The sequence below is a fragment of the Pseudomonas sp. DWP3-1-3b3 genome, assembly GCF_049896305.1.
Taxonomy (GTDB): Bacteria; Pseudomonadota; Gammaproteobacteria; order Pseudomonadales; family Pseudomonadaceae; genus Aquipseudomonas; species Aquipseudomonas azotoformans_A.
The window spans coordinates 232,523-255,860 of record NZ_JAFCUA010000002.1; the positions used below are offsets into that span (position 1 = coordinate 232,523).

30 protein-coding genes are annotated in these 23,338 nt (G+C 61.5%); 18 read left to right on the forward strand and 12 right to left on the reverse strand.

Going from position 1 to position 23,338, the window contains the following annotated elements; all coding sequences use genetic code 11:
* Positions 1-11: 11 nt before the first annotated feature.
* Positions 12-377, reverse strand: coding sequence for a twitching motility response regulator PilH (pilH, locus tag ACP7BX_RS07395; protein WP_016976047.1), 366 nt, complete (start codon positions 375-377; stop codon positions 12-14).
* Between the two features lie 46 nt (positions 378-423).
* A complete protein-coding gene (gene pilG, locus ACP7BX_RS07400; protein WP_010564379.1) occupies positions 424-831 on the reverse strand; it encodes a twitching motility response regulator PilG in 408 nt (135 codons plus the stop codon).
* A gap of 239 nt (positions 832-1,070) precedes the next feature.
* On the opposite strand from pilG, the gene gshB reads away from it, so the two are divergent.
* The 7 genes from gshB (at position 1,071) to ACP7BX_RS07435 (ending at position 6,958) form a co-directional block, all read left to right on the forward strand.
* Complete coding sequence (gene gshB, locus ACP7BX_RS07405; RefSeq protein ID WP_028618297.1) at positions 1,071-2,024, forward strand: glutathione synthase; 954 nt, start codon at positions 1,071-1,073, stop codon at positions 2,022-2,024.
* Positions 2,025-2,101: 77 nt separating this feature from the next.
* A complete protein-coding gene (locus ACP7BX_RS07410) occupies positions 2,102-3,007 on the forward strand; it encodes an energy transducer TonB (RefSeq protein ID WP_426127294.1) in 906 nt (301 codons plus the stop codon).
* Positions 3,008-3,074: 67 nt separating this feature from the next.
* Positions 3,075-3,644 (forward strand): YqgE/AlgH family protein, encoded by a 570-nt coding sequence (locus ACP7BX_RS07415; RefSeq protein WP_033897066.1) that lies wholly within the window; start codon positions 3,075-3,077, stop codon positions 3,642-3,644.
* Positions 3,644-4,081, forward strand: coding sequence for a Holliday junction resolvase RuvX (gene ruvX, locus ACP7BX_RS07420; protein WP_003195067.1), 438 nt, complete (start codon positions 3,644-3,646; stop codon positions 4,079-4,081). Before ACP7BX_RS07415 ends, ruvX begins: the two co-directional genes overlap by 1 nt.
* Before the next feature lie 73 nt (positions 4,082-4,154).
* Entirely contained in the window at positions 4,155-4,661 is a 507-nt protein-coding gene (gene pyrR / locus ACP7BX_RS07425) for a bifunctional pyr operon transcriptional regulator/uracil phosphoribosyltransferase PyrR (RefSeq protein ID WP_426127292.1), read from the forward strand.
* A gap of 24 nt (positions 4,662-4,685) precedes the next feature.
* Positions 4,686-5,690, forward strand: a complete 1,005-nt coding sequence (locus tag ACP7BX_RS07430) for an aspartate carbamoyltransferase catalytic subunit (RefSeq protein ID WP_016976042.1) — start codon at positions 4,686-4,688, stop codon at positions 5,688-5,690.
* Positions 5,687-6,958, forward strand: a complete 1,272-nt coding sequence (locus ACP7BX_RS07435; protein WP_133075459.1) for a dihydroorotase — start codon at positions 5,687-5,689, stop codon at positions 6,956-6,958. The genes ACP7BX_RS07430 and ACP7BX_RS07435 overlap by 4 nt, the downstream gene beginning before the upstream one ends.
* 45 nt (positions 6,959-7,003) lie before the next feature.
* Here ACP7BX_RS07435 and ACP7BX_RS07440 read toward each other — a convergent pair whose 3' ends face one another.
* Positions 7,004-7,432 (reverse strand): NINE protein, encoded by a 429-nt coding sequence (locus ACP7BX_RS07440; RefSeq protein ID WP_033897061.1) that lies wholly within the window; start codon positions 7,430-7,432, stop codon positions 7,004-7,006.
* Between the two features lie 250 nt (positions 7,433-7,682).
* Between ACP7BX_RS07440 and ACP7BX_RS07445 the strand changes: the two genes are divergently transcribed.
* On the forward strand, positions 7,683-8,321 hold the full coding sequence (locus ACP7BX_RS07445; protein WP_033897060.1) for a C40 family peptidase: 639 nt from the start codon (positions 7,683-7,685) through the stop codon (positions 8,319-8,321).
* Positions 8,322-8,443: 122 nt separating this feature from the next.
* Here ACP7BX_RS07445 and ACP7BX_RS07450 read toward each other — a convergent pair whose 3' ends face one another.
* Positions 8,444-9,478, reverse strand: a complete 1,035-nt coding sequence (locus ACP7BX_RS07450) for a type IV pilus twitching motility protein PilT (RefSeq protein ID WP_426127289.1) — start codon at positions 9,476-9,478, stop codon at positions 8,444-8,446.
* A 57-nt stretch (positions 9,479-9,535) separates the two neighbouring features.
* On the opposite strand from ACP7BX_RS07450, the gene ACP7BX_RS07455 reads away from it, so the two are divergent.
* From ACP7BX_RS07455 to ACP7BX_RS07495, 9 genes are all read left to right on the forward strand, one after another.
* Entirely contained in the window at positions 9,536-10,222 is a 687-nt protein-coding gene (locus ACP7BX_RS07455) for a YggS family pyridoxal phosphate-dependent enzyme (RefSeq protein ID WP_426127287.1), read from the forward strand.
* Positions 10,223-10,255: 33 nt separating this feature from the next.
* On the forward strand, positions 10,256-11,074 hold the full coding sequence (proC, locus tag ACP7BX_RS07460; RefSeq protein ID WP_426127285.1) for a pyrroline-5-carboxylate reductase: 819 nt from the start codon (positions 10,256-10,258) through the stop codon (positions 11,072-11,074).
* A gap of 9 nt (positions 11,075-11,083) precedes the next feature.
* Positions 11,084-11,674, forward strand: coding sequence for a YggT family protein (locus ACP7BX_RS07465; protein ID WP_033897055.1), 591 nt, complete (start codon positions 11,084-11,086; stop codon positions 11,672-11,674).
* Between the two features lie 95 nt (positions 11,675-11,769).
* Positions 11,770-12,909, forward strand: coding sequence for a homoserine O-succinyltransferase MetX (gene metX, locus ACP7BX_RS07470; protein ID WP_038850846.1), 1,140 nt, complete (start codon positions 11,770-11,772; stop codon positions 12,907-12,909).
* A 7-nt stretch (positions 12,910-12,916) separates the two neighbouring features.
* Positions 12,917-13,537 carry a methionine biosynthesis protein MetW gene (gene metW / locus ACP7BX_RS07475; protein ID WP_010207236.1) on the forward strand — a complete coding sequence of 207 codons (621 nt, stop codon included), beginning with the start codon at positions 12,917-12,919 and terminating at the stop codon, positions 13,535-13,537.
* Between the two features lie 21 nt (positions 13,538-13,558).
* Positions 13,559-13,993 (forward strand): DUF4426 domain-containing protein, encoded by a 435-nt coding sequence (locus ACP7BX_RS07480; protein WP_016976033.1) that lies wholly within the window; start codon positions 13,559-13,561, stop codon positions 13,991-13,993.
* Positions 13,990-14,586, forward strand: a complete 597-nt coding sequence (rdgB, locus tag ACP7BX_RS07485) for an RdgB/HAM1 family non-canonical purine NTP pyrophosphatase (RefSeq protein ID WP_426127282.1) — start codon at positions 13,990-13,992, stop codon at positions 14,584-14,586. The genes ACP7BX_RS07480 and rdgB overlap by 4 nt, the downstream gene beginning before the upstream one ends.
* A complete protein-coding gene (hemW, locus tag ACP7BX_RS07490; RefSeq protein WP_256349964.1) occupies positions 14,583-15,785 on the forward strand; it encodes a radical SAM family heme chaperone HemW in 1,203 nt (400 codons plus the stop codon). The genes rdgB and hemW overlap by 4 nt, the downstream gene beginning before the upstream one ends.
* 19 nt (positions 15,786-15,804) lie before the next feature.
* On the forward strand, positions 15,805-16,128 hold the full coding sequence (locus ACP7BX_RS07495) for a DUF3392 domain-containing protein (protein ID WP_016972961.1): 324 nt from the start codon (positions 15,805-15,807) through the stop codon (positions 16,126-16,128).
* Between the two features lie 83 nt (positions 16,129-16,211).
* Here ACP7BX_RS07495 and trmB read toward each other — a convergent pair whose 3' ends face one another.
* The 4 genes from trmB to ACP7BX_RS07515 all read right to left on the reverse strand — a co-directional run bounded on the left by trmB (position 16,212) and on the right by ACP7BX_RS07515 (position 18,443).
* Positions 16,212-16,937, reverse strand: coding sequence for a tRNA (guanosine(46)-N7)-methyltransferase TrmB (gene trmB, locus ACP7BX_RS07500; protein ID WP_426127279.1), 726 nt, complete (start codon positions 16,935-16,937; stop codon positions 16,212-16,214).
* Between the two features lie 9 nt (positions 16,938-16,946).
* On the reverse strand, positions 16,947-17,741 hold the full coding sequence (locus tag ACP7BX_RS07505) for a thiazole synthase (protein ID WP_426127277.1): 795 nt from the start codon (positions 17,739-17,741) through the stop codon (positions 16,947-16,949).
* 52 nt (positions 17,742-17,793) lie between these two features.
* On the reverse strand, positions 17,794-17,994 hold the full coding sequence (gene thiS, locus ACP7BX_RS07510; protein WP_314529478.1) for a sulfur carrier protein ThiS: 201 nt from the start codon (positions 17,992-17,994) through the stop codon (positions 17,794-17,796).
* A 71-nt stretch (positions 17,995-18,065) separates the two neighbouring features.
* Complete coding sequence (locus ACP7BX_RS07515) at positions 18,066-18,443, reverse strand: DUF423 domain-containing protein (RefSeq protein WP_105697151.1); 378 nt, start codon at positions 18,441-18,443, stop codon at positions 18,066-18,068.
* A gap of 74 nt (positions 18,444-18,517) precedes the next feature.
* Between ACP7BX_RS07515 and mtgA the strand changes: the two genes are divergently transcribed.
* On the forward strand, positions 18,518-19,240 hold the full coding sequence (gene mtgA, locus ACP7BX_RS07520; protein ID WP_016976027.1) for a monofunctional biosynthetic peptidoglycan transglycosylase: 723 nt from the start codon (positions 18,518-18,520) through the stop codon (positions 19,238-19,240).
* Positions 19,241-19,308: 68 nt separating this feature from the next.
* On the opposite strand, the gene rpoH is transcribed toward mtgA, so the two are convergent.
* The 4 genes from rpoH to ftsY all read right to left on the reverse strand — a co-directional run bounded on the left by rpoH (position 19,309) and on the right by ftsY (position 23,314).
* Positions 19,309-20,163: an RNA polymerase sigma factor RpoH gene (gene rpoH, locus ACP7BX_RS07525; RefSeq protein ID WP_016972967.1), complete on the reverse strand. Its 855-nt coding sequence runs from the start codon at positions 20,161-20,163 to the stop codon at positions 19,309-19,311.
* Positions 20,164-20,289: 126 nt separating this feature from the next.
* Positions 20,290-21,315 carry a permease-like cell division protein FtsX gene (ftsX, locus tag ACP7BX_RS07530; protein ID WP_033897048.1) on the reverse strand — a complete coding sequence of 342 codons (1,026 nt, stop codon included), beginning with the start codon at positions 21,313-21,315 and terminating at the stop codon, positions 20,290-20,292.
* Positions 21,312-21,983, reverse strand: coding sequence for a cell division ATP-binding protein FtsE (gene ftsE / locus ACP7BX_RS07535; protein ID WP_003234627.1), 672 nt, complete (start codon positions 21,981-21,983; stop codon positions 21,312-21,314). Before ftsE ends, ftsX begins: the two co-directional genes overlap by 4 nt.
* Positions 21,980-23,314, reverse strand: coding sequence for a signal recognition particle-docking protein FtsY (gene ftsY / locus ACP7BX_RS07540; RefSeq protein WP_426127273.1), 1,335 nt, complete (start codon positions 23,312-23,314; stop codon positions 21,980-21,982). The genes ftsE and ftsY overlap by 4 nt, the downstream gene beginning before the upstream one ends.
* Between the last annotated feature and the right edge of the window lie 24 nt (positions 23,315-23,338).

Genomic DNA, 23,338 nt, shown 5'->3' on the forward strand with positions numbered 1-23,338 from the left:
ATGGCGAACCGTCAGCCGGCCAGCACCTTGTTCAGGGTGGCGATCAGGGTTTCTTCATCCACCGGCTTGGTCAGGTAATCCTTGGCACCCTGGCGCGCGCCCCAGATCTTGTCGGTTTCCTGGTCCTTGGTGGTGATGATGATGATCGGGATGCCGTTGGTTTCCGGCTCCTTGGACAGCTGGCGGGTGGCCTGAAAGCCGTTGAGGCCCGGCATCACGATGTCCATCAGCACGGCGTCGGGCAATTCCTGGCGGGCCAGGGCCACGCCGTCCGCGCCGTTTTCGGCCTTGAGGACCTGGTGGCCATGCTTTTCCAGCATGCCGGTCAGTTTGTACATTTCGGTCGGCGAATCGTCGACGATCAGAACACGTGCCATGGTTTTCCCCACTACATAGGTGGACGCCGGCCCTTGTGAGGCGGCGTCAGTGTGCTTGTTCTACTGCGGCGAACCCCGGCACGTAGGCCTTGATCGCGCCCAGCAGTTCTTCCTTGCTGAAAGGCTTGGTCAAAAACTGATCGACCCCCACGATGCGCCCCTTGGCCTTGTCGAACAGGCCGTCCTTGGACGACAACATGATCACCGGGATCGACTTGAACGCCGGGTTGTTCTTCACCAGTGCGCAGGTTTGATAGCCATCCAGGCGCGGCATCATGATGTCGACAAAAATAATATGCGGGTGATGATCAACAATCCGGGCCAGGGCATCGAAACCGTCGATGGCCGTGATGACATCGCACCCCACGTTCTTCAACAAGGTTTCAGCGGTGCGGCGGATCGTCTTCGAATCATCGATCACCATCACTCTCAAGGCGTTGGAATGCTGTTCCATATCTGCTCTGCCATCGCCACAGCGAATCGGTTTTCGGTGTGTACTGCCTGATGTTGCACAGGATGAGCGCCGCGGGCCTTGGAATTCAAGGGCTGCTGCGCCGTGGCAGTCTTTTTAGCACAGTCTCCGGGCGCAATCTATCGAGCAACCGGCCAGGTGGTTTTTCCTTGACCCACAACAGCCGCAGCGCCACTCTGACGCCACTTTTATGCGCCCTTATTTGCTAGAGGAAATCCCCCATGAGCGTTCGCGTCGGCATTGTCATGGACCCTATCGCCAGCATTTCCTATAAAAAGGACAGCTCGCTGGCCATGCTCCTGGCCGCCCAGGCCCGCGGCTGGACCCTGTTCTATATGGAGCAGCGCGATCTTTACCAGGGCGACGGCGAGGCCCGTGCGCGCATGCGCCCGCTGCAGGTATTTGCAAACCCTGAAAAGTGGTTCGAATTGCAGGACGAAATCGACAGCCCACTGAGCGATCTGGACGTGATCCTGATGCGCAAGGACCCGCCGTTCGACATGGAGTTCGTCTACTCCACTTACCTGCTGGAGCAGGCCGAGCGCGCCGGCGTGCTGATCGTCAACAAGCCGCAGAGCCTGCGCGATTGCAATGAAAAGCTGTTCGCCACCCTGTTCCCACAGTGCACGCCGCCGACCGTGGTCAGCCGCCGCGCCGATGTGCTGCGTGAATTCGCCGCCAAGCACGGTGATGTGATCCTCAAGCCGCTGGACGGCATGGGCGGCACTTCGATCTTCCGTCACCGCGCAGGCGACCCGAACCTGTCGGTGATCCTGGAAACCCTGACCGCACTGGGCACCCAGCAGATCATGGGCCAGGCCTACCTGCCGGCGATCAAGGACGGCGACAAGCGCATCCTGATGATCGACGGCGAACCGGTGGATTACTGCCTGGCGCGCATCCCAGCGGCGGGCGAGACCCGTGGCAACCTGGCGGCCGGTGGTCGGGGTGAAGCACGCCCGCTGTCGGACAAGGACCGTTGGATTGCCGCCCAGGTCGGCCCGACCCTGCGTGAAAAGGGCCTGCTGTTTGTCGGCCTGGACGTGATCGGCGAGAACCTGACTGAAATCAACGTCACCAGCCCGACCTGCATCCGCGAGATCGACAACGCATTTGGCACCAACATCGGCGAAATGTTGATGGCCGCCATTGAGCGCAAGCTGCAGGCCAAGTGATATAGAACAGCCGGACACGCACCAACATTGCGCTATCATGCCCCACCTGTGAAACGCGCGATGTTGGTTTTTTTGTCATGACACTCCCGTCCGAGCTGCCCCCCGAACTCTCCCACAGCGGCGTGCGCCCGGCTGATCGGCTCGGATTTACCCTGTTCCTGGCCGCGTTGATTCACCTGGCGCTGATCCTCGGCGTGGGTTTCACCATGGTCGAGCCCAAGCAGATCAGCAAAACCCTGGAAATCACCCTCGCCACGTTCAAAAGCGAAAAGAAGCCCGAGAAGGCTGACTTCCTCGCCCAGGACAACCAGCAAGGCAGCGGCACCCTCGACAAGAAAGCCATACCCAAGACCACTGAAGTGGCGCCGTTCCAGGACAACAAGGTGAATAAAGTCACCCCACCACCGGTGCCCAAGCCGGAGGTCAAGCAGGCCGCGCCCAAGGCGGCGGTGACCACCGTCGCACCCAAGCCGCAAAAGGCCCCGACCCAGCGCGAAAAGACCAAGAGCGAACCCACGCCCGAGCCCGTAAAGCCGGCGCCGACTTTCGACAGCTCGACCCTGTCCGACGAAATCTCCAGCCTCGAAGCCGAACTGGCCAACGAACAGCAGCTGTACGCCAAGCGCCCGCGTATCTACCGGCTGAACGCCGCCTCGACCATGCGCGACAAAGGTGCCTGGTACAAAGACGAGTGGCGCAAGAAGGTCGAGCGCATCGGCAACCTCAACTACCCGGAAGAAGCCCGGCGCCAGCAGATTTACGGCAATTTGCGTCTATTGGTTTCAATCAACCGCGACGGCACGTTATATGAAGTGCAGGTACTGGAGTCGTCCGGCCAGCCGTTGCTGGACCAGGCCGCCCAGCGCATCGTGCGCCTGGCCGCGCCTTTTGCGCCTTTCAGCGGCGATTTGAACGACGTCGACCGCCTGGAAATCATCCGCACCTGGAAGTTCGCCAAGGGCGATCGGTTGTCGAGCAATTGATGACAATTGCCACCTGTGGCACATCACCAGCTTGTCAGTTCGCCCCTCCACCGCCACACTATCGAACATGAAAAACGTCAGCCCGACCTACCTCAAGCATCAATTCCTGATCGCCATGCCCCATATGGCCGACCCGAACTTTGCGCAGACCTTGACCTACATCGTCGAGCACACGGCCAATGGTGCGATGGGGCTGGTGGTCAACCGCCCGCAAGAGCTGAACCTGGCGGACATCCTTGAGCAGCTGCGCCCGGAAGTCGACCCGCCCGCCCGTTGCCAGGGCGTGCCGATCTATATCGGCGGGCCGGTGCAGACCGATCGCGGTTTTGTGCTGCACCCGACGGGGCCGAAGTTCCAGGCCACCGTCGATCTGGACGGTGTGTCGCTGTCCACCTCCCAGGACGTGTTGTTCGCCATCGCCGACGGCGTGGGCCCTGAGCAGAGTGTGATCACCCTCGGTTATGCGGGCTGGGAAGCGGGCCAATTGGAAGCCGAACTCGCCAGCAACGCTTGGCTGACGTGCCCCTTCGATGCCGACATCCTGTTCAACACGCCCAGCGAACTGCGCCTGGAAGCGGCTGCGGCCAAGCTGCGGGTCAACCTCAGCCTGTTGACCAGCCAGGCGGGGCACGCCTGATGGCTTTGCGACTAATCCTGGGTTTTGACTACGGCACCAAACAGATCGGCGTCGCGGTCGGCCAGGTTATCACCGGCCAGGCCCGCGAGCTGTGCACCTTGAAAGCCCAGAACGGCGTGCCGGACTGGAACCAGGTCGAAGCCCTCATTAAAGAGTGGAAGCCCGACGCGGTCGTGGTCGGCCTGCCCTTGAACATGGACGGCACCCCCAGCGACATGTGCCTGCGCGCCGAAAAATTCGCCCGCCGCCTAAATGGTCGCTACAACCTGCCCTTCTATACCCACGATGAACGCCTCACCACCTTTGAAGCCAAGGGTGAGCGCCGTGACCGTGGCGGGCAGAAGGGCAGCTACCGCGACAATCCCGTGGACGCCATCGCCGCCGCCCTGTTATTGCAGGGATGGCTGGATGAAAACACTGCATTATTTGAATCCTGACTGACGCGGCTTGCCGCGTCTTTTTACGTTTGAGCCCGGACCTTGCCTGCGCCAAGGTCCTGAAGGAGCCTGCATGAGCCTGCCGAACCCCGCCGAACTGATCAGCCAGATGGCCACAAGCCTCACGGCCCATCTGCAACACCGCAACATCAGCGAGCCGCGCTTCATCGGTATTCGCACCGGTGGTGTGTGGGTGGCCCAGGCATTGCTGGAAGCACTGGGCAGCGACTCGCCCCTCGGCACCCTCGACGTGTCCTTCTATCGTGACGACTTCAGCCAGAACGGTCTGCACCCGCAAGTGCGCCCGTCGGCCCTGCCGTTCGAGATCGAAGGCCAGCACCTGGTGCTGATCGACGATGTGCTGATGAGCGGCCGCACCATCCGCGCCGCCATGAACGAACTGTTCGACTACGGCCGCCCGGCCAGCGTGACCCTGGTGTGCCTGCTCGACCTGGATGCCGGCGAACTGCCGATCAGCCCGGATGTGGTCGGCGCCACACTGTCGCTTGCAGCCCACCAGCGGGTAAAATTGTCCGGTCCCACGCCGCTCGAACTCGAACTGCAAGACCTCGCCCTTTAAACCGCCTTGTAAAGAGTCCCCGCGATGACGCCTCTCGATGCCAAGCGCCCGCTGCAGCTCAATGCTCAGGGCCAGTTGCAACACTTCTTGTCCCTCGACGGTTTGCCCCGCGAACTGCTCACCGAAATCCTCGACACCGCCGACTCGTTCCTCGAAGTCGGTGGCCGCGCGGTGAAGAAGGTCCCGCTGCTGCGCGGCAAGACCATCTGCAATGTGTTCTTCGAGAACTCCACGCGCACCCGTACCACCTTTGAACTGGCGGCCCAGCGGCTGTCGGCCGACGTGATCACGCTGAACGTGTCCACCTCGTCGGCGAGCAAGGGCGAGACCCTGCTCGACACCCTGCGCAACCTGGAAGCCATGGCCGCCGACATGTTCGTGGTGCGCCACGGCGACTCCGGTGCCGCGCACTTCATCGCCGAACACGTGTGCCCGCAGGTGGCGATCATCAACGGCGGCGACGGCCGTCACGCCCACCCGACCCAGGGCATGCTCGACATGCTCACCATCCGTCGGCACAAGGGCAGCTTTGAAAACCTCTCGGTGGCCATCGTCGGCGACATCCTGCACTCGCGGGTTGCACGCTCCAACATGCTGGCCCTCAAAGCCCTGGGTTGCCCGGATATCCGCGTGATCGCACCAAAAACCCTGCTGCCGATCGGCATCGAGCAGTACGGCGTGAAGGTCTACACCGACATGGCCGCAGGCCTCAAGGATGTGGACGTAGTGATCATGCTGCGCCTGCAACGCGAGCGCATGGCCGGTGGCCTGCTGCCGAGCGAAGGCGAGTTCTACCGCCTGTTCGGCCTGACCACTGCGCGCCTGGCCGGCGCCAAGCCGGATGCCATCGTCATGCACCCGGGCCCGATCAACCGTGGGGTAGAGATTGAGTCGGCGGTGGCCGACGGCCCTCAATCGGTGATCCTGAACCAAGTCACCTACGGCATCGCCGTCCGCATGGCCGTGCTGTCCATGGCCATGAGCGGGCAAACCGCGCAACGTCAATTCGAGCAGGAGAACGCCCAGTGAAGCTCAGCATTCTTGGCGCTCGCGTTATCGATCCGGCCAGTGGCCTGGATCAAGTCACCGATCTGCATCTGGAAGCCGGCAAGCTTATCGCCATCGGCGCTGCTCCGGCAGGTTTCAGCGCGACTGAAACCCTCGACGCCAAAGGCTTGGTGGCCGCGCCGGGCCTGGTCGACCTGAACGTCGCCCTGCGCGAGCCAGGCTACAGCCGCAAAGGCAACATCATCAGCGAAACCCGCGCCGCCGCTGCCGGTGGTGTGACCAGCCTGTGCTGCCCGCCGCACACCAAGCCGATCCTCGACACCTCGGCCGTGACCGAGCTGATCCTCGACCGCGCCCGTGAAGCCGGCAATTGCAAGGTGTTCCCTATCGGCGCCTTGAGCAAAGGCCTGGAAGGCGAACAACTCGCCGAACTGATCGCCCTGCGCGACGCCGGTTGCGTGGCCTTCGGCAATGGTCTGGAAAGCTTTCGCAGCACCCGCACGCTGTTACGTGCCCTGGAATACGCGGCCACCTTCGACCTGACGGTGATTTTCCATTCCCAGGACCGCGACCTGGCCGAAGGCGGCCTGGCCCATGAAGGCGCCGTGGCCAGCTTCCTCGGCCTGCCGGGCATTCCGGAAACCGCCGAGACCGTGGCCCTGGCCCGTGACCTGTTGCTGGTGGAACAAAGCGGCGTGCGTGCGCACTTCAGCCAATTGACCAGCGCTCGCGGCGTGGCCTTGATCGCCCAGGCCCAGGCCCGTGGCTTGCCGGTGACGGCGGATGTGGCGCTGTATCAGCTGATTCTGACGGATGAAGCGCTGATCGACTTCTCCAGCCTGTACCACGTGCAGCCGCCGCTGCGCACCCTGGCCGACCGCGAAGGTTTGCGCGCGGCGGTCAAGTCCGGCGTGGTCTCGGCGATTTCCAGCCATCACCAGCCCCATGAGCGGGATGCCAAGCTCGCACCGTTTGGCGCGACAGAGCCAGGCATCAGCAGTGTCGAACTGTTGCTGCCGTTGGCGATGACGTTGGTGGAAGATGGGTTGCTGGACTTGCCGACACTGCTGGCACGCCTGAGTGCTGGCCCGGCCGAGGCCCTGCGCCTGCCGGCAGGTAAGTTGGCGGTGGGATCGGCGGCGGATCTGGTGCTGTTCGACCCGGCCAACTCCACGGTTGCCGGGGAGCAGTGGTTATCCAAGGGTGAAAACTGCCCGTTCATTGGGCACAGCCTGCCGGCGACGGTGCGCTACACCCTGGTCGACGGACGCATCAGCTACCAGGCTTGACGCTACAAACCTGTAGGAGCGAGCAAGCTCGCCCCTACAGGTGATTTATCGCCCGGAATTGCGTTCAGCATTGCGGATCGAAATCTGCGTATTCAATGTCCAGAAGTCATACAGCACCCCCACCAGGAACAAGCCGCCGGTCAGTAGGTAGATCAAGCCGGTGATCCATTTGCCCTGGTACATGCGGTGCACGCCAAATACCCCCAGAAACGCCAACAGGATCCAGGCCACGTTGTATTCGATGGGCCCGGCGGTAAAACGCAGGTCCGCTTCACGGTCCATGGCCGGAATCAGGAAAAAGTCGATCAACCAGCCAATACCCAACAGGCCGAGGGTGAAAAACCAGATCGTGCCGGTGACGGGTTTGCCGTAATAGAAGCGATGCGCCCCGGTAAAACCGAAAATCCACAGCAGGTAACCGATCACCTTACTGTGGGTGTCTTGCTGCGGGCCAATCTGCTGATAGGTGTTCATCGCGTACCTCTTTTGCCTCGATAGATAAATTTTTTCATTTTCTTTGTGACTTTTTTACAGGCGCCCGACGTACGGCAAATGGTATCTTCCCTGCCCTGAAAGCCTTATGCCACCTGACTTGTGTAGGACAATTGCGGCGAATCGTCGCGTTTTTCCTGATTTTGACGTCAAGGTTCAGTCGACAAACGGCCTGAGAACGGCACAAAAAGCTGTTATAAAGTTGCGCGCAAACCCATAAGAGCCACGCCTAATGCGACCATTTTTCAAGACATGGCTAACCATTTGCCTATTAATGCCACTGGCCGCCCACGCCACCAATCGTGAGCAACGACTTCCTAACGTTAACGGTTTCACCCCTAAAGTCCACAGCACGCCAAGCACCGCCAAGTCGGTAAAGCTGACCGTCAACCGCCCGACTCAACTGAGCAAGGCCCACAACGGCAAAGCAGTCCCAGGCCTGGTTGGCGTCAACACCAAGCAGAGCAGCACCGTCCTCAGCCGCGCCGTCAACGTGCTCGGTACCCCTTATCGTTGGGGCGGCAGCAGCCCAAGTAAAGGGTTCGACTGCAGCGGCTTGGTGAAATATGCGTTCAACGACGTAGCCGCCGTGGATTTGCCGCGCACGTCCAACGCCATGGCTGCCGGCCACGGGCAGAAGGTTGATCGCAAGGACCTGAAACCCGGCGACCTGCTGTTCTTCAAGCTGAAGAGCCGCCAGGTGAACCATGTTGCCATCTACCTGGGCAACGACCGCTTCATCCACGCACCGCGTCGTGGCAAGTCGGTGAGTATCGACACCCTGAAGAAGCCGTTCTGGGACAAGAATTACGTGATTGCCAAGCGGGTGCTTCCGAAAGAGCAGAACAATCTGCGGGTAGTACAACGCTGATTCCTGGCTAAACGCGTTACAAAATGTGGGAGCGGGCTTGCTCGCGAAGGCGGTGGTTCAGTCGATATGTAAGTTGACTGACACACCGCTTTCGCGAGCAAGCCCGCTCCCACATTGGTTCCTCATAAATCTGCTGGCACTCTCGCCTTCTCCCTCGCATCCTCCCGGCTGATCACCCCCGCCCCGACCAACGCCTTCAAACTCATATCCAGCGTCTTCATCCCCAACGCCCCACCCGTCTGTATCGCTGAAACCATCTGCGCCACCTTGTCCTCCCGGATCAAGTTCCGAATGGCCGGCGTGCCCAGCATGATTTCATGGGCCGCCACGCGTCCGCCGCCGATCTTCTTTACCAGCACCTGGGACACCACCGCCTGCAACGACTCCGACAGCATCGAGCGGACCATGGCCTTTTCCCCGGCCGGGAACACGTCCACCAGCCGGTCGACAGTCTTTGCTGCCGAACTGGTGTGCAGGGTGCCAAACACCAGGTGCCCGGTCTCAGCCGCCGTCAGCGCGAGGCGGATGGTTTCCAGGTCGCGCAGTTCGCCCACCAGGATCACGTCCGGGTCTTCGCGCAGCGCCGAGCGCAGGGCGATGGAAAAACCCTGGGTGTCGCGATGCACCTGGCGTTGGTTGATCAACGCCATTTTCGGCGTGTGGATAAATTCGATGGGGTCTTCAAGGGTGAGAATGTGGTGGCGCCGATGCTGGTTGAGAAAATCGATCATCGCCGCCAGGGTGGTGGACTTGCCTGAGCCGGTCGGGCCGGTGACCAGCACCAGGCCACGTGGCAATTGGGCGATACGCTGGAACACTTCGCCAAGGCCAAGGTTTTCCAGGCTTTGGACCTCTGAAGGGATGGTGCGAAACACCGCACTCATGCCGCGGTCCTGCCGGAACACATTGGCCCGGAACCGCGCCACGCCGGGCAGTTCGAAGGCAAAATCTGTTTCTAGAGATGTTTCGAAATCCTTTTGCTGGTGCTGAGTGAGCAAAGGGCTCAATAAGTCCGCTACTTGCGTAGGTGAAAGCACCGGCCCCTCCAGCGGCCAGACCTCGCCATCCAGCCGCAGCATCGGCGCCAGGCCGGCAGACACATGCAGGTCGGACGCACCACGGCGCACGCTGGCCGTGAGTAATTCAGTGATATCCATAGGGCTTTCCATTTCCAGTAGAATGCCGCGGACTCCATATCCACGGGCGCATCTTGAATGTCGACGATAGCAGACCACATCGGCCAGGTTAGCCAGCGCATCCGCGCCGCAGCCGACGCCGTGCAACGTGACGCAAGCAGCATCCACCTGCTGGCCGTGAGCAAGACCAAACCCGCGCAAGCCGTGCGCGAAGCCTATGCCGCCGGGATGCACGACTTTGGCGAGAACTACCTGCAGGAAGCCCTGGGCAAACAGGCCGAATTAACCGACCTGCCCTTGAGTTGGCACTTCATCGGCCCCATTCAATCGAACAAGACGCGCGCTATCGCCGAGAACTTCGCTTGGGTGCATTCCGTGGACCGCCTCAAAATCGCTCAACGCTTGTCCGAACAACGCCCGGCCGACCTGCCACCGCTGAATATCTGCATCCAGGTCAATGTCAGTGGCGAAGCCAGCAAGTCCGGCTGTACACCCGCCGACCTGCCGGCCCTGGCCCATGCGATCAACGCCCTGCCGCACCTGAAACTGCGTGGCCTGATGGCGATTCCGGAGCCGACTGAAGATCGGACCGCGCAAGACGCAGCGTTCGCCGCGGTACGCGACCTGCAAAACAGCCTGAACCTGCCGCTGGACACACTTTCCATGGGCATGAGCCACGACCTTGAGTCGGCCATCGCCCAAGGCGCCACCTGGGTGCGGATCGGTACCGCCCTGTTTGGCGCCCGCGACTACGGCCAGCCATGAAATGGCTGACTTCCCTCTGAGTAAGGACCTGTCATGAGCAACACGCGTATTGCCTTTATCGGCGCCGGTAACATGGCGGCCAGCCTGATCGGTGGCCTGCGGGCCAAGGGCCTGGACGCCGCGCAGATCCGCGCCAGCGACCCAGGCGCCGACACCCGTGCCCGCGTCAGCGCCGAACACGGTATTGAAACCTTTGCCGACAACGCCGAGGCCATCCAGGGCGTCGATGTGATTGTGCTGGCCGTTAAGCCGCAGGCCATGAAAGCCGTGTGCGAAAGCCTGCGTCCGAGCCTGCAGCCGCAGCAACTGGTGGTGTCTATCGCCGCCGGCATCACCTGCGCCAGCATGAACGCGTGGCTCGGTGCCCAGCCGATCGTGCGCTGCATGCCCAATACGCCAGCACTGGTCAGCCAAGGTGTGAGCGGGCTATATGCCACTGCCGAAGTAAGCGCCGAGCAACGCAACCAGGCGCAAGAGCTGCTGTCCGCCGTGGGCCTCGCCCTGTGGCTGGAGCAGGAGCAGCAACTGGACGCGGTCACCGCCGTGTCCGGCAGCGGCCCGGCGTATTTCTTCCTGCTGATCGAGGCCATGACTGCCGCTGGCATGAAACTGGGCCTGTCCAAGGACGTGGCCGAGCAACTGGCCGAGCAGACTGCCCTGGGTGCCGCGCATATGGCGGTGGCCAGCGATGTGGACGCCGCCGAATTGCGCCGTCGCGTGACCTCGCCAGGCGGCACCACACAGGCGGCCATCGAGTCGTTCCAGGCCGGGGGCTTTGAAGCCCTGGTGGAAAAAGCATTGGGTGCCGCTGCGCACCGCTCGGCGGAACTCGCCGAACAACTGGGCAAATAAGGAGCCAACATGATTGGTTTGAACACCGCAGCCGTCTACGTGCTGCAAACCCTTGGCAGTCTGTACCTGCTGATCGTCCTGATGCGCTTCGTGCTGCAACTGGTGCGTGCGAACTTCTACAACCCGCTCTGCCAGTTCATCGTCAAGGCCACCCAGCCGCTGCTCAAGCCGCTGCGCCGGATCATTCCTAGCCTGTTCGGCCTGGACATGTCGTCGCTGGTCCTGGCTATCCTGGTACAGCTGGCCTTGATGGCGCTCACCCTGTTGCTGACCTATGGCACCACCGGCAACTTCGTGCAATTGCTGGTCTGGGCCATCATCGGCGTGACCGCGCTGTTCCTGAAGATCTTCTTCTTCGCCCTGATCATCAGCGTGATCCTGTCCTGGGTCGCCCCCGGCAGCCACAACCCTGGCGCCGAGCTGGTGAACCAGATCTGCGAACCGGCCCTGGCGCCGTTCCGCCGTCTGCTGCCGAACCTGGGCGGCCTGGATATTTCGCCGATCCTGGCGTTCATGGTGCTCAAGTTGCTCGACATGCTGGTGATCAACAACCTCGCAGCCATGACCGGCATGCCAGAGATTCTGCGCCTGCTGATCTGATGTTCCCTGGCGAGGGAGGCCCCTCCCTCGCCATTGCTTGCCGCTAGGTGCAGCGGTCTTTAGACTTACGCCTCATTTAAACGAGAGCAGGGTCGATGCCAGCTGCCTTTCCCCCCGATTCTGTTGGACTGGTCGTGCCCCAAGTGGCGCACTTCAGCGAACCGCTGGCCCTGGCCTGCGGGCGTTCGCTGCCTGCCTATGACCTGATCCATGAAACCTACGGCCAACTGAACGCCACGGCGAGCAACGCCGTGCTGATCTGCCATGCCTTGTCAGGCCATCATCACGCCGCCGGCTTCCACTCGGTCGACGAGCGCAAGCCCGGCTGGTGGGACAGTTGCATCGGCCCCGGCAAGCCCATCGACACCGACAAATTCTTTGTGGTCAGCCTGAACAACCTCGGCGGCTGCAACGGTTCCACCGGCCCGAGCAGTATCAACCCGGAAACCGGCAAGCCGTTCGGCGCCGATTTCCCGGTACTGACCGTGGAAGACTGGGTGCACAGCCAGGCCCGCCTCGCCGACTTGCTCGGCATCCACCAATGGGCCGCCGTGATCGGTGGCAGCCTGGGTGGCATGCAGGCGCTGCAATGGACCATCACTTACCCGGACCGTGTGCGCCATTGCCTGGCCATCGCCTCGGCGCCCAAGTTGTCGGCGCAGAACATCGCCTTCAACGAAGTGGCGCGCCAGGCCATCCTGACTGACCCTGAGTTCCACGGCGGTTCGTTCCAGGAAGCCGGGGTGATCCCCAAGCGCGGCCTGATGCTGGCACGGATGGTGGGGCATATCACCTACCTGTCCGATGACTCCATGGGCGAGAAATTCGGCCGTGGGCTCAAGAGTGAGAAGCTCAACTACGACTTCCACAGCGTCGAGTTCCAGGTGGAAAGCTACCTGCGTTATCAGGGTGAGGAGTTCTCCGGGCGTTTCGACGCCAACACCTACCTGCTGATGACCAAGGCGCTGGACTATTTCGACCCGGCCGCCAACCACGACGATGACCTGGCGAAAACCTTCGAAGGTGCCACGGCCAAGTTCTGCGTGATGTCGTTCACCACCGACTGGCGCTTCTCGCCGGCCCGCTCCCGTGAGCTGGTGGATGCGCTGATGGCCGCGCGCAAAGACGTGTGCTACCTGGAAATCGATGCGCCGCAAGGCCACGACGCCTTCCTGATTCCGATCCCGCGTTACTTGCAGGCGTTCGGCAATTACATGAACCGGATTACTGTGTGAGAACGCCATGAGAGCCGACCTGGAAATCATCCAAGAATGGATCCCCGCCGGCAGCCGCGTGCTCGACCTGGGCTGCGGCGATGGCGAACTGCTGAGTTGGCTGCGCGACAACAAGCAAGTCACCGGCTACGGCCTGGAAAACGACCCGGACAACATCGCCCAGTGCGTGGCCAAGGGCATCAACGTGATCGAGCAGGACCTGGACAAGGGCCTGGGCAACTTTGCCAGCAACAGCTTCGACATCGTGGTGATGACCCAGGCGCTGCAGGCGGTGCACTACCCGGACCGAATCCTCGACGAAATGCTGCGCGTCGGCCGCCAGTGCATCATCACCTTCCCGAACTTCGGCCACTGGCGCTGCCGCTGGTACCTGGCCACCAAGGGCCGCATGCCGGTGTCGGACTTCCTGCCCTACACCTGGTACAACACGCCGAACATCCACTTCTGCACCTTCGAAGACTTCGAAGCCTTGTGTGGCGAGCGTGAAGCCAAGGTGATCAACCGCCTTGCCGTCGATCAACAGCACCGCCACGGCTGGGCGAGTAAACTATGGCCCAACCTGTTGGGCGAAATTGGTATTTACCGGGTCAGTAGTCCTGGCCTGACCGACCACAAGATTGCCGTCTAATCATCTTCAAGAGGGACGCTCATGAGTCGTTTGGCTATTTTTCTATTGACCGCCTGCCTGGGCGCCAGCGCCGTGGCCGCAGACGCAATAGACGCTAACCGCAAGAAAGACTTCGGTGACATCACCGTGCACTACAACACCTTCACCTCCAGCTTCCTGCAACCGGAAACGGCCCAGGCTGTCGGCGTGGTACGCAGCAAGGAGAAGGGCCTGATCAACGTGACCGTGATCAAGGGCGTGACCCCGGTGGCCGCGCAAGTCACCGGCACCATCAAGGACCTGGGCGGCAAGAGCGAGATCCTGACCTTCAAGCAGATCAACGAGAAAGGTGGCGTCAATTATCTCGCGCCCTACTCCGTGACCCAGCGGGAATACAAGACGTTTACCATCAACGTTGAAACCGGTGGCAAAGCCCATAGCTTCCAATTCAACCAAGAACTGTTCCCGGCCGAATGATGAAACTCACCCAACTCGTACTGGCCAGCCATAACGCCGGCAAACTCAAAGAACTGCAGGCGATGCTCGGCAACTCCGTGCACCTGCGCTCCATTGGCGAGTTCAGCCAGGTGGAGCCGGAAGAGACCGGCCTGTCGTTCGTCGAGAACGCCATCCTCAAGGCACGCAACGCCGCACGCATCTCCGGCCTGCCGGCGCTGGCGGACGACTCGGGCCTGGCGGTGGACTTCCTCGGCGGCGCGCCTGGCATCTACTCGGCACGTTATGCCGATGGCAAGGGCGACGCGGCCAACAACGCCAAGCTGCTGGACGCGCTCAAGGACGTGCCGGACGCCGAGCGCGGCGCGCAGTTCGTCTGCGTGTTGGCCCTGGTGCGCCACGCCGATGACCCGCTGCCAATCCTGTGCGAAGGCCTGTGGCACGGGCGCATCCTGCATGCGGCCAGCGGCGAACATGGTTTTGGCTATGACCCGCTGTTCTGGGTGCCCGAACGCAATGTTTCCAGTGCCGAACTGAGCCCGACCGACAAGAACCAGATCAGCCACCGTGCTCGCGCAATGGATTTGCTGCGCCAACGCCTGAGCCTGAAATGACCCAGAACACCTCTGCGCAGCCGCTGATCCACGGCGGCGCGCAAACACCTCGGGCGGCCTTGCCGGTACTGCCGCCCCTGGCGCTGTATATCCACATCCCGTGGTGCGTGCGCAAATGCCCTTATTGCGACTTCAACTCCCACACCGCCAGCAAGGTGCTGCCGGAAGAGGAGTATGTGGACGCCTTGCTGGCCGATCTCGACCAGGATCTGCACGCTGTGTACGGTCGCGAGCTGAGTTCGATCTTCTTTGGCGGCGGTACGCCAAGCCTGTTCAGCGCCGCCGCATTGGGCCGCCTGCTCAAGGGTGTGGAAGCGCGCATCCCGTTTGCCAGTGATATCGAGATCACCCTGGAAGCCAACCCCGGCACCTTCGAACAAGAGAAGTTCGTGGCGTACCGCAAGCTGGGGATCAACCGGCTGTCCATCGGCATCCAGAGTTTCCAGCAGGAAAAACTTGAGGCGTTGGGGCGCATCCACAATGGCGATGAAGCCGTGCGCGCCGCCGGCATGGCGCGCCTGGCCGGGTTTGATAACTTCAACCTGGACCTGATGCACGGTTTGCCCGATCAGTCCCTGGACGACGCCCTGAGCGACTTGCGCCAGGCCATCGCGTTGAAGCCCACGCACTTGTCCTGGTACCAGCTGACCTTGGAACCCAACACCGTATTCTGGAACCAGCCGCCCACGCTGCCGGAAGACGACACGCTGTGGGATATCCAGGAAGCCGGCCAGGCGCTGCTTGCCGAACACGGTTACGCGCAATACGAAGTGTCGGCCTACGCCCAACCGGGTCGCCCGGCACGGCATAACCTGAACTACTGGAGCTTCGGCGACTTCATCGGCATCGGCGCCGGAGCCCACGGCAAGCTCAGCCACCCCGACGGGCGCATCGTGCGCACCTGGAAGACCCGAGCACCGAAGGACTACCTCAACCCGGCCAAAAGCTTTCAGGCCGGCGCGAAGGAACTGACCAACGAAGAACTGCCATTCGAGTTCCTGATGAACGCGTTGCGCCTCACCGAGGGCGTCGAGGCCAGGCTCTACGCCGAGCGCACCGGCCTCGACCTGGCAAGCCTGGATGAAGGCCGCCGCGAGGCCGAACAAAGTGGCTTAATGCAGGTCGAACCGTCACGCCTGGCGGCGACCGACCGTGGGCAACTCTTTCTCAATGACCTGTTGCAAAAGTTTTTGAGCTGATCGCTCTTAAGGAAATCGAATGGATTTGGTACTCGACCTGCTCGCCACCGTGTCCCGCTGGAGCCGTAGCAACCTATCGGAAATCTCACTGGCTCTCGTCGGCTGCCTGCTGGTGCTGTTCGGCGCAGATATCAAAGGCTGGGTGGAAGCGCGCCTGGGCAGCATCGCCGGCGCGTTGCGCGTACCGCTGATGGCGCTGGTGTGCATGATCGGCAGCGGCGCCGCGTTGATCTACGCCACGCCGTGGATTGTGCGGGGGTTGAGCCAGTTCAATAACTACAGCCTGGCGCCGGTGTTGGTGGTGGTGCTGGTGTTGATTGGCGTCGTTGCAGACCGCCGCTGATCCCAAAGCCAACACAGATACAAATGTGGGAGCGTCGAACCGCCGCTCCCACATTTTTGACCGCGTTCCAAGCCAATAGCTTGTCAGTCAACCTTCTCGAACTTCAAATCCCACACCCCATGCCCGAGTCGCTCACCGCGACGTTCGAACTTAGTGATCGGCCGCTCAGCCGGGCGTGGCACGCATTTGCCGTCTTCGGCGATGTTGCGGTAGCCCGGCGCGACATTCATCACTTCCAGCATGTATTCCGCATACGGTTCCCAGTCGGTGGCCATGTGCAGGATGCCGCCCACTTTCAGCTTGCTACGTACCAGCTCCGCGAAGGAGGCCTGGACGATGCGGCGCTTGTGGTGACGGGCTTTGTGCCATGGGTCCGGGAAGAACAACATCAGGCGGTCGAGGCTGTTGTCGGCGATGCAGCGGTTGAGCACTTCGATCGCGTCGCAGTCATACACGCGCAGGTTGGTCAGCCCTTGGGTCAACACGCCATTGAGCAGCGCGCCCACACCGGGACGGTGCACTTCCACACCGATAAAGTCCTGGTCCGGCGCGGCGGCGGCCATTTCCAGCAGGGAGTGGCCCATGCCGAAGCCGATTTCCAGGGAACGCGGGGCCGAACGACCGAACACCTGGTCGTAATCCACCGGCGCGTCGGCCAGGGGCAACACGAACAGCGGCGTACCTTGCTCCAGGCCCTTTTGCTGGCCTTCGGTCATGCGACCGGCGCGCATCACAAAACTCTTGATGCGGCGGTGCTTGGACTCGTCGCCTTCTTCCGGGGTGTTCGGCGTTTCGTTTGATTCAGTCATCAATGGCTCTTACTTGATCAGACCATCCAGCGGCGAGGAGGCGCTGGCGTAGAGTTTTTTCGGCATACGACCGGCGAGGTAGGCCAGGCGGCCCGCGACGATGGCGTGGTTCATGGCTTGCGCCATCATGATCGGCTGCTGGGCATGGGCGATGGCCGAGTTCATCAGCACCGCGTCGCAGCCCAGCTCCATGGCGATGGTCGCGTCGGAGGCGGTGCCCACGCCGGCATCCACCAGCACCGGGATCTTGGCTTCTTCCAGGATGATCTGCAGGTTGTACGGATTGCAGATACCCAGGCCGGAACCGATCAGGCCGGCCAGTGGCATGACGGCGATGCAGCCGATTTCTGCCAGTTGGCGCGCGATGATCGGGTCATCGCTGGTGTAGACCATCACGTCGAAACCTTCCTTGACCAGCGTTTCAGCGGCCTTGAGGGTTTCGATCACGTTGGGGAACAGGGTTTTCTGGTCGGCCAGCACTTCCAGCTTCACCAGGTTATGGCCGTCGAGCAGCTCACGGGCCAGGCGGCAGGTGCGCACGGCTTCGATGGCGTCATAGCAACCGGCGGTGTTCGGCAGGAAGGTGTAGCGATCTGGCGACAGCACTTGGAGCAGGTTCGGCTCGCCTTCGATCTGGCCCAGGTTGGTGCGGCGCACGGCGAAGGTGACAATCTCGGCGCCCGAGGTTTCGATGGCCAGGCGGGTTTCTTCCATGTCGCGGTACTTGCCGGTGCCGACCAGCAGACGGGACTGGAAGGTACGACCGGCCAGGACGAAGGGCTTGTCGCTACGAACGATGCTCATGGGAAATCCTCGAAATGGGGTGAGGTTCTGCAGAATTCAGGAAGCTGCGCGACTAGCCGCCGCCGATGGCGTGGACCACTTCGACCTGGTCACCTTCGGTGAGCGTGGTCTCGGCGTGCTGGCTACGCGGGACGATATCCAGATTGAGTTCCACTGCAACACGACGTCCGGTCAAGTCCAGACGGGTCAGCAGGGCCGCAACGGTTTCACCGTCGGGCAGGTCAAAGGATTCGCCGTTCAACTGAATGCGCATGCCACGGGCCGCCATCGTTTTAAGGGGCCCGCATTCTAGCCCGATTGACGTTGCCGGCCCAAGCCCCTTGGTCAGGCGGCCTGCAGGCGCCATGCCGCCAGACCGAGGAAAAACCAACCTAAAAGGAACGCCAGCCCACCAAACGGCGTGATGATGCCTAGCTTGCTGAAACCTGTCAGCGTCAGCACATACAGGCTGCCGGAGAACAACAGGATACCGACAGTAAACGAGATGCCCGCCCAGCTGACCAACCGGCCAGGAATATGTGCCGCCAGCAACGCCACGCCGAACAACGCCAAGGTATGCACCAGTTGATAGGTCACGCCGGTATGGAAGATCGCCAGGTACTCGGCGCTCAAGCGGTTTTTCAGGCCATGGGCAGCAAACGCGCCGAGCGCGACACCGGTGAAGCCGAAAAAGGCAGCCAACATCAGAAAGCCACGCAACATGAGGAACTCCAGTCAGACTCAAAGGGCCGGGTCTGTATAATGGCCCGCTCAACGGGTTCGGCCAAGCCATCTCTATGCTGCGTCTCCTCTTCAAACGCTTTCTCAACGTCGTGAAATGGTTTGCCATCGGCAGTGTGCTGCTGGTGTTGCTGTTTCGTGTCGTCCCGCCGCCGTTCACCGCGCTGATGGTGGAGCGCAAGGTTGAATCCTGGTTCGACGGCGAACCCATTGACCTGCAGCGCAGTTGGGTGCCGTGGGATGAGATCTCCGACGACCTCAAAGTGGCGGTGATGGCCGGCGAAGACCAGCGCTTTCCGCAGCATTGGGGTTTTGACTTCGGTGCGATCCAGGCGGCGATCCTGCACAACGAGCGCGGCGGCTCGATTCGCGGCGCCAGTACGTTGAGCCAGCAGGTGTCGAAGAACCTGTTCCTGTGGGCCGGCCGCAGTTATTTGCGCAAAGGCCTGGAAGCCTGGTTCACCGGGTTGATCGAGGTGTTGTGGCCCAAACAGCGAATTCTTGAGGTGTATCTCAACAGTGTTGAGTGGGATGAGGGGGTGTTTGGCGCGGAAGCGGCGGCTCGGCATCACTTCGGCGTGAGTGCCAAGGGTTTATCGCGGCAGCAGGCCAGCTATCTGGCGGCAGTGCTGCCTAACCCTCGGGTGTGGAGTGCCAGCCATCCGACGGCGTATGTGGCGCGGCGCGCGGCGTGGATTCGGCAGCAGATGAGTCAGTTGGGTGGGGATGGCTATTTGGTGGAGTTGAATAACTCGCGCAAAGCACCATGGTCTGACTGACCCTAAGTCCCAAACAAAAAATGCCCCGACCTTTCGATCGGGGCATTTTTTTGTCTTTTCGCTGCGTTTTAGGCGGCGATCGACAACTTCAGCTTGTTCATCGCGCTTTTCTCAAGCTGACGAATCCGCTCGGCCGACACGTTGTACTTCTGCGCCAGGTCGTGCAGCGTGGCTTTGTCTTCTGCCAGCCAGCGCTGATAGAGGATGTCACGGCTGCGGTCGTCCAGCACTTCCAGCGCTTCGTGCAGGTTGTGGTTGGAGTTGTCGCTCCAGTCCGCATCCTCCAGTTGACGCGCCGGGTCGTACCGGTGGTCTTCCAGGTAGTTGGCCGGCGATTGGAAGGCACTGTCGTCGTCCGCTTCAGCGGCCGGGTCGAAGGCCATGTCATGGCCGGTCAAGCGGCTTTCCATCTCGCGCACTTCACGGGGCTCCACGCCGAGGCTTTCGGCCACGCGGTGGACTTCCTCGTTGTTCAGCCACGCCAGGCGTTTCTTCTGGCTGCGCAGGTTGAAGAACAACTTGCGCTGGGCCTTGGTGGTCGCCACTTTCACGATGCGCCAGTTGCGCAGGATGAACTCGTGGATTTCCGCCTTGATCCAGTGCACAGCAAAGGACACCAGACGCACACCCATTTCCGGGTTGAAGCGTTTCACAGCCTTCATCAGACCAACGTTGCCTTCCTGGATCAGGTCAGCCTGGGCCAGGCCGTAGCCGCTGTAGCTACGGGCGATATGTACAACAAAACGCAGGTGGGCGAGCACCATCTGCCGAGCCGCCCCCAAATCCTGCTCATAGTAGAGACTCTCGGCCAGTTCACGCTCCTGCTCGGGCGTCAGCAATGGAATGCTGTTGACCGTGTGCACATAGGCTTCCAGGTTCGCACCCGGGACCAAGGCATATGCAGGTTGCAAAGAAGTGGTCATACAAAACCTCCGACTTACATAACTCGTGCAGTGAAGCACTGCGAAAATTGACCGGGAACCGTAGGACAAGTTCCCTAAACCACCAATACGGTCAATACAAACGAAACCACATTAATCTGACATTAACTACTTCGGTGCCAGCTCGCGTAAATGACGAGCGACCGCAATCCAAGCACCGATATACCCCAACAATACCGCGCCAAGCAAGAGACTCAGACCATCGGCTACCGGCACACCGGCCAGCGCGAAATCACTGCCGTAGAGTCCGGCCAGCCCGACCACCGCGTCGTTCAGCCAGTCCAGGCCGAAAGCCAGCACGCCCCAGGACAAAATCCCGGCACCAAAGCCATAAAGCGCGCCCATGTACAGAAAAGGACGACGTACATAGCTGTCCGTGCCGCCGACCAGTTTAATCACTTCTATCTCGGTGCGACGGTTTTCAATATGAAGACGAATGGTATTACCTATCACCAAAAGTAATGCAGACACCAACAGCACCGTCAGGCCGAACACAAAGCGGTCGCCCAGCTTGAGGATCGCCGCCAGGCGCTCAACCCAGACTAGATCAAGTTGCGCCTGTTGCACCTTGGGCATCTCTGCGAGTTTTTGCCGCAGGGCTTCCAGCGCCGGCTTGTCCACTTCATTGGGCGTTACCAGCACCACGCCCGGCAACGGGTTCTGTGGCAGCTCTTTAAGCGCCTCGCCCAGGCCGGATTGTTGCTGGAACTCTTCAAGGGCCTGGTCGCGGCTGATGTACTCGGCATCCGCCACGCCTGGAATGTTCTTGATGTCGTCGCGCAACGCTTCGCCGTCTTTGGCGCTGGCGTCGATGTTCAGGTACAGCGAGATCTGCGCCGCGCGCTGCCAGGAACCGCCGAGGCGCTCCACATTATTGAGCAGCAGCGACAAACCCATCGGCAGGCTCAGGGCCACCGCCATCACCAGGCAGGTGAAAAAGCTGCCGATCGGCTGCTTGCCCAGGCGGCGCAGGCTGTCGACCAGGCTGGCGCGGTGGCTTTCGACCCAGGCGCGCAGCAGGGTGCTGAAGTCCGGGCCGTCATCGTCGTGATCGTGTTTTTTCTTCGGCGGCTGCGGGTCGGCCGGTTTCGGCGCCACGCGCTCGGAGACTTTAGGGCTGCGGGTCGCACTCATACGCCAGCCTCCCCGTCACCGATCAAGCGGCCGCGCTGCAAGGTGAGCATGCGATGGCGCATACGCGCGATCAGCGCCAGGTCGTGACTGGCGATCAGCACGCTGGTGCCCAGCCGGTTAATGTCTTCGAACACCCCCATGATCTCGGCCGCCAGGCGCGGATCGAGGTTACCGGTAGGTTCGTCCGCCAGCAGCAGGGCTGGGCGGTGGACGATGGCGCGGGCGATGCCGACGCGCTGTTGCTGGCCGGTGGACAGGTCGCCGGGGTAGAGATCGGTCTTGTCCGACAGCGCCACGCGCTCCAGGGCCGAATCCACGCGCTTGACGATCTCGGCCTTGGACAGCCCGAGGATCTGCAACGGCAACGCCACGTTATTGAACACGGTGCGGTCGAACAGCAACTGGTGGTTCTGGAACACTACGCCGATCTGGCGGCGCAGGAACGGAATCTGCGCATTGCTGATGGTGGCCAGGTCCTGGCCCGCCAGCAGCAACTTGCCGGTAGTCGGGCGTTCCATGGCCAGCAGCAGGCGCAACAAGGTACTTTTGCCGGCACCGGAGTGCCCGGTTACAAACAAAAACTCGCCGCGACGCACTCGAAAGCTCAGCTCATGCAAGCCCACATGCCCGTTGGCATAGCGTTTACCGACCTGCTCGAATCGAATCATGAACGCTCCCGCTCGGCAAACAGTGCCTGTACAAAGGGTTCGGCTTCAAAGGTGCGCAGGTCGTCGATGCCTTCACCGACGCCGATATAACGAATCGGCAACCCGAACTGTTTGGCCAGGGCAAAGATCACGCCGCCCTTGGCCGTGCCGTCGAGCTTAGTCAATGCCAGGCCGGTCAATTGCACCGTCTGGTTGAATTGTTTGGCCTGGCTGATGGCGTTCTGGCCAGTGCCGGCATCCAGCACCAACAGAACCTCGTGCGGCGCGTCTGCATCGAGCTTGCCGATCACGCGACGGACTTTCTTCAGCTCTTCCATCAGGTTGTCTTTGGTGTGCAGGCGACCGGCGGTATCAGCGATCAACACGTCGATGTTGCGGGCCTTGGCGGCTTGCACGGCGTCGAAGATCACCGAAGCGGAATCCGCGCCAGTGTGCTGGGCGATTACCGGGATCTTGTTGCGCTCACCCCACACCTGCAGTTGCTCAACCGCTGCAGCGCGGAAGGTATCGCCGGCGGCCAGCATGACTTTCTTGCCTTCGGATTGCAGCTTCTTGGCCAGCTTGCCAATGGTGGTGGTCTTGCCAGCACCGTTGACGCCCACTACCAGGATCACGAAGGGCTTGTTCGGGGTGATCACCAGCGGTGCCTCAACAGGCTTGAGCATGGCGGCCAGCTCGGCCTGCAGGGATTTGTACAGGGCGTCAGCGTCGGTCAATTGCTTGCGTGCGACCTTCTGGGTGAGGCTCTGGATGATAACGGCGGTGGCTTCGACGCCCACGTCGGCGGTGAGCAGGCGGGTTTCGATGTCTTCCAACAGTTCGTCATCGATGACCTTTTTGCCGAGGAACAGGCTGGCCATGCCTTCGCCGATGCTGGCGCTGGTCTTGCTCAGGCCTTGCTTGAGGCGGGCAAAGAAGCCGGTTTTGCTGGCTTCGACGGCAGCTGCCACGGGTTCTGGCTCGATCAACGCGGGCGCAGCGACCTCGACCACAGCCGGAATCGGCGGAGTCACGTGCTCAGCCTGCACATCTTCGACCAGGGCCACGGGCTCTTCGGCCACCGGCAGTTCAAGCCACGGCTTGTGCTCTGGTTCTGGTTCTGGCTCAGCTTCGACCACCGGCTGCAACACCGGCTCGGCCATTGGCAACACCACCGGTTCCGGCGCTTGCGCGACCGATTCGGCTTCTACTATAGGCTCAGGGATGGGTTCAGGCTGAACCGGCGGCTGTTCGTCGACGGTTTCCTGCGGCTTTTTGCGCAGCCATCCGAACAGGCCTTTTTTCTCGCCAGCCGCAGCTGGGGTCTTCTTGTCGTCGTTGGAACCAAACATGGAGACGGCTATCTCAAGGTAGCG